The 5,121-nt window shown below is 44.0% G+C and carries 5 protein-coding genes, 4 tRNA genes and 1 rRNA gene; 2 read left to right on the top strand and 8 right to left on the bottom strand.

All coding sequences use genetic code 11. From position 1 onward, the window contains the following. The 5 genes from QWJ20_RS21820 to QWJ20_RS21800 all read right to left on the bottom strand — a co-directional run. Positions 1-230: GTP-binding protein (locus QWJ20_RS21820; protein ID WP_257982128.1), on the bottom strand; the 230-nt coding region annotated here is incomplete at its 3' end. 107 nt (positions 231-337) lie between these two features. Beyond that, a tRNA-Thr gene (locus QWJ20_RS21815) sits at positions 338-413 on the bottom strand. A 6-nt stretch (positions 414-419) separates the two neighbouring features. Further along, positions 420-494: transfer RNA gene (locus QWJ20_RS21810), tRNA-Gly, on the bottom strand. Between the two features lie 130 nt (positions 495-624). Continuing rightward, a tRNA-Tyr gene (locus QWJ20_RS21805) sits at positions 625-709 on the bottom strand. Positions 710-724: 15 nt separating this feature from the next. Next, positions 725-800: transfer RNA gene (locus QWJ20_RS21800), tRNA-Thr, on the bottom strand. A gap of 330 nt (positions 801-1,130) precedes the next feature. Here QWJ20_RS21800 and QWJ20_RS21795 point away from each other — a divergent pair. Then, positions 1,131-1,679, top strand: a complete 549-nt coding sequence (locus QWJ20_RS21795; RefSeq protein WP_127158259.1) for a GNAT family N-acetyltransferase — start codon at positions 1,131-1,133, stop codon at positions 1,677-1,679. 211 nt (positions 1,680-1,890) lie between these two features. Further along, a complete protein-coding gene (gene coaA, locus QWJ20_RS21790) occupies positions 1,891-2,841 on the top strand; it encodes a type I pantothenate kinase (protein WP_012772929.1) in 951 nt (316 codons plus the stop codon). 30 nt (positions 2,842-2,871) lie between these two features. Here the strand turns inward: coaA and birA are convergent, their stop codons facing one another. From birA to rrf, 3 genes are all read right to left on the bottom strand, one after another. Next, positions 2,872-3,831: a bifunctional biotin--[acetyl-CoA-carboxylase] ligase/biotin operon repressor BirA gene (gene birA, locus QWJ20_RS21785; RefSeq protein WP_433993426.1), complete on the bottom strand. Its 960-nt coding sequence runs from the start codon at positions 3,829-3,831 to the stop codon at positions 2,872-2,874. Next, complete coding sequence (gene murB, locus QWJ20_RS21780; RefSeq protein WP_174870265.1) at positions 3,828-4,865, bottom strand: UDP-N-acetylmuramate dehydrogenase; 1,038 nt, start codon at positions 4,863-4,865, stop codon at positions 3,828-3,830. Before murB ends, birA begins: the two co-directional genes overlap by 4 nt. Before the next feature lie 158 nt (positions 4,866-5,023). Next, positions 5,024-5,121, bottom strand: a 5S ribosomal RNA gene (rrf, locus tag QWJ20_RS21775); the annotation flags it as partial.

The raw sequence follows: 5,121 nt of genomic DNA, 5'->3' as shown, positions 1-5,121 counted from the left end.
TAGTGGCGAGACGGGGTATCGTATTCAACGTGAGAGGTGTTGATGGTGATACCACGTGCTTTTTCTTCCGGTGCGTTATCGATCTGGTCGAATGCACGCGCGTTACCACCGTAGGTTTTAGCCAGAACGGTAGTGATTGCAGCGGTCAGCGTTGTTTTACCATGGTCAACGTGGCCGATAGTACCGACGTTAACGTGCGGTTTTGTACGTTCAAATTTTTCTTTAGACATCGATTGTCCCTCTAAGACACGGATAAATCGGTGGTATCACCACATCAACCAAGCAATAGCTTGCTGAATTTATTCACAGAAAGAAAATCAGGAGGAGGAAAAGGAAGTGGTGCTGATAGGCAGATTCGAACTGCCGACCTCACCCTTACCAAGGGTGCGCTCTACCAACTGAGCTATATCAGCACATCTTGGAGCGGGCAGTGGGAATCGAACCCACATCATCAGCTTGGAAGGCTGAGGTAATAGCCATTATACGATGCCCGCATCCTGGAACTCGGCTACCTAATTTTTCTGTAGATTTTGAAGTCGGGGAATAAGATTTTATAGACCCCGCCTTCGTCGATCCGGCTTACTCTTGCTACCGTATCGAGTATCCTGTTGCCAGGATTGAATTTGGTGGTGGGGGAAGGATTCGAACCTTCGAAGTCTGTGACGGCAGATTTACAGTCTGCTCCCTTTGGCCGCTCGGGAACCCCACCTGATTGTGTACTTGATGGTGCCGGCTACCGGAATCGAACTGGTGACCTACTGATTACAAGTCAGTTGCTCTACCTACTGAGCTAAGCCGGCATCAAGTGCTGCGCATTCTAGGTAGACAGAACGCTTGATGCAACAAAAAAATTGCGTAAAATGCGCTATCGCTTAGATTTTATCCAAATCCGGCTATAAATCTAGAGTAACAGTAAGAATTAGCGCAAAGAACCACCAATTCCATCCAGTAAAGTAGAAGTTCGCCATCAAATTTCCGCCTATGCCTCTTGCACCTAAAATACCGTTTTGCTCTTTAGAAGAGCACGCACTGCACTGACCGATGCTATTTTGCTCGCTTTTCTAAGGGAATGAACCTGGAATGCATTTTGCTTGGTTAGAAATAAATTTCTGTCGAAGAGGAAAAATACGATGAAAACCGTTCAACTCAATGCCGCAACCTTACCTGTCTATCGTGAGGAACTGGCTAGCCTACTGATAGATGCTGTAGAAAAAGGTGCTTCTGTTGGATACCACTCGCCACTGTCCCACAACGAAGCCACAGAATATTTTCATAGTTTGCAAACATCCGTCGCCAGCGGTGAACGCATGTTATGGGTAGCGCGCGATGAGGATGGTGTCGTCGGAAGCGTACAGCTTGAGTTGTGTCAAAAGCCAAATGGGAAAAACAGAGCTGAAATTCAAAAATTATTGGTTCACAGTCGCACAAGAAGAGCAGGAATAGGCCGACTGCTCATTCAACTATTGGAACAGAGCGCGCTTTCACAACAGAGGGGCTTACTCTACTTAGATACTCAAGCAGGTTCCCCCGCAGAAGCGTTCTACCGTGCATTGGGCTATCGCCATCTGGGAGAATTACCAGACTATGCTTGCACACCCGATGGCTACTATCACCCAACGGCCATTTATTATAAGCGCCTCTTTGCCGTGAATGGTTTGGGTAAAGCCATCGCTAGTTAGCGAGCACCCGATGCGTAAACATAGCAGCATCGGGTACAGCACCGATTTTCTCTTCTTCTTTCTAGCAGCAAAGTGTTAACCTGCCCATTATCAAAAATTTATTACATAAGAGAAGGTGCCGCGATCATCGCGTTGGCTAAACTAATAGCCCGTTTTCTTCGCTGAGCTAAGAGTCCCTTTTCTTACCTGTTAAGCAGGCAGAACACGACTTATGAGCAATAGAGAGCAATCTTTGGCCACGCCATATCTACAATTTAACCGCAGCCAATGGGCCGCCTTACGCGATTCCGTCCCGTTAACGCTGACAGAGGAAGAAATCGTTAAGCTCAAAGGGATTAACGAAGATCTTTCATTAGACGAAGTCGCGGAAATTTATCTGCCGCTATCTCGCCTGCTCAATTTCTATATCAGCTCTAATTTACGACGTCAGGCAGTGCTTGAGCAGTTCTTAGGAACTGATGGCCAAAAGATACCTTACATAATCGGTATTGCAGGTAGTGTCGCTGTAGGGAAAAGTACCACAGCTCGTGTGCTCCAGGCGTTATTAAGCCGCTGGCCGGAACACCGCAGTGTAGAACTTATTACAACCGATGGGTTTCTTCATCCAAATAAGGTACTAAAAGAACGCGACTTGATGAAGAAAAAAGGCTTTCCGCAGTCATACGATATGCATAGCCTGGTTAAATTTGTTTCTGATATAAAATCAGGAACACATAAAGTCACCGCCCCAACTTATTCCCACCTGACATATGACATCGTCCCTAATAACAATAAAGTGTTGGAGCAACCTGACATTTTAATATTAGAAGGCTTGAATGTCTTACAAAGTGGAATGGATTATCCACATGATCCACATAGGGTTTTTGTTTCTGATTTTGTGGATTTCTCTATTTATGTGGATGCACCTGAAACACTGTTACAGACATGGTATATAAATAGATTTTTAAAATTCAGGCAGGGTGCATTCTCAAATCCAAATTCATACTTCCATAATTATGCAAAATTGACGGAAGAAGAAGCTGTCGGTATTGCATCTCAATTATGGAAGGAAATTAACGGACTTAATCTAAAAGAAAATATTCTCCCTACTCGAGAGAGAGCTAGTCTTATTATGACTAAAAGCGCTAACCATGCCGTTGAATGTGTTAGATTAAGAAAATGAATATGCAAAAGGGGGATATCTCCCCCTTTTTTATGCACCGCGCAGAGAAATCTCCCCACCAATATACGGTGTTATCAGACCATCGTTTTCTAATAACAATGCACCTTGGCGATCTATTCCTCGATCTATCCCATGTATTTCGCGATTACCGATAATCAAACGGACCGGGCGATTAAAATAGTTATCCAATTTTTCCCATCTGGAAATGAATGGTTCAAGACCTTGTAGTTCAAAGATAACCAAAGCACTTCTTAATTCAGAAATAAGAGTCGAAGCGAGAGTATTACGATTAATCTCTATACCTGCTTCTTGTAAATTTATCCAGCCTTGATTAATCGTATCTGGAGCGGGTTCTCTCATTTGTAAATTAATGCCTGCACCAATTACCAAATTAGCAGCATCTCCCGTTTTTCCGGTCAGTTCGACAAGAATGCCAGCCAACTTTCTATCCTTCAGATACAAATCATTCGGCCACTTGACTCGAACACCATCAGCACCAAGCTTATGTAGCACTTCGGCCATTACGATACCGATAACCAGACTCACCCCAACAGCTGCAGCAGGTCCCTGTTCTAGACGCCAATATAAGGATAAATACAAATTCGCACCAAAGGGTGAAAACCATTGCCGCCCCCGACGACCACGCCCAGATTGCTGATACTCAGCAAGGCATGCATCACCGGATGACAACGTATCCAATCGTTCTAAAATGTACTGATTCGTAGAATCAACGACAGGTAAAACCGTCACACCACCTTCCGGTAGGTGCTTAAGAATGACTTCTTCATCTAATAACTGCATAGGCGCTGGCAAAGAATAGCCCTTACCCGTTACAGTAAAAACATCAATTCCCCAATCACGTATAGTTTGAATATGTTTATTAATCGCAGCTCGGCTCATCCCCATCATTTCGCCAAGTAGTTCACCGGAATAAAACTCACCATCAGAGAGGATTTTAATTAATTTAAGAGGAACCGTAATATCTTTCATGATAATACCTCGATGGCATTGACCTCTCCACACGCAGCAATAAAGCGAACTTCAGGCTCCAGCTGTATGGAGAATTTTTCAGCAACCTGATTGCGGACGTAACGAGCTAATTCAACAATATCTGAGCTTTTTGCATTATTCTTATTAATCAGAACTAATGCCTGTTTCTCGTGAACAGCTGCACCACCAAGCTGGAATCCTTTAAGCTTGCACTGATCAATTAACCACCCAGCGGCCAATTTAACGTTACCATCGGCTTGTAAATACTGAGGAGCATTCGGATACTCTCGTAAAATACGTTCGGCATGCTGTTGTGTAATTATTGGATTTTTGAAGAAGCTACCAGCATTACCTGTCACTACAGGATCTGGGAGTTTACTTCGACGCATATGACAGACAGAATCAAATACCTGCTGTGGTGTCACAGTTTCAGGATTCAGTTTTGCCAAATCGCCGTAGTTAAGTACTGGATGCCACTCTTTCTTTAAAAAAAGCCCTACAGCGGTAATCGCAAACCCAGAGCGGTATTGATGCTTAAATATACTTTCACGGTAACCAAACTGGCATTCCTCAGTGCTAAGACGCATGACCTTACCTTCAGTCAGATCCAGCAATTCCACATAATCACAGACATTTTGTAATTCAATACCATACGCACCAATATTTTGTATCGGTGCAGACCCTACACATCCAGGAATTAGCGCTAGATTTTCTAACCCGGTAATACCGTATTTAAGCGTATATTCAACTAATTGATGCCAATTCTCACCTGCACCAATATGAAGATACCAGCCATCGCTCTCTTCTCGCACATCTATACCTTTGAGCCGATTTAGCAGAATAGTACCTAAAAAATCTTCCAGAAAAAGGACATTACTTCCTTCTCCTAGCAATAAAACGGGCTCTTGTGATGCGCAGGCGACGCGCCATTCTTCGATCAATTTCTCTTGAGTATCCGCTACCGTAATGCGAGACGCAGACACAGGTAATGAGAAAGAGTTATGAGACTTCAATGAAATAATGCTCGACACCATGCTGGAAATACCTACCAATTCAGATATCACATAGTCTACCTGATCTACGCAAGATACCGACGGTCTTTTACCACAGGTAAGGTATAAACAACATACACCAAAAATTTCCCATAGCAAAAAGCCCCTGTCTTTCGACAGAGGCTTTCCACTTATTTGATGCCTGGCAGTTCCCTACTCTCACATGGGGAAACCCCACACTACCATCGGCGCTACGGCGTTTCACTTCTGAGTTCGGCATGGGGTCAGGTGGGACCAC

The organism is Pectobacterium sp. S5 (assembly GCF_051707265.1).
GTDB classification, from domain to species: Bacteria; Pseudomonadota; Gammaproteobacteria; order Enterobacterales; family Enterobacteriaceae; genus Pectobacterium; species Pectobacterium polare.
This window is presented reverse-complemented; position numbering and strand designations above follow the sequence as displayed.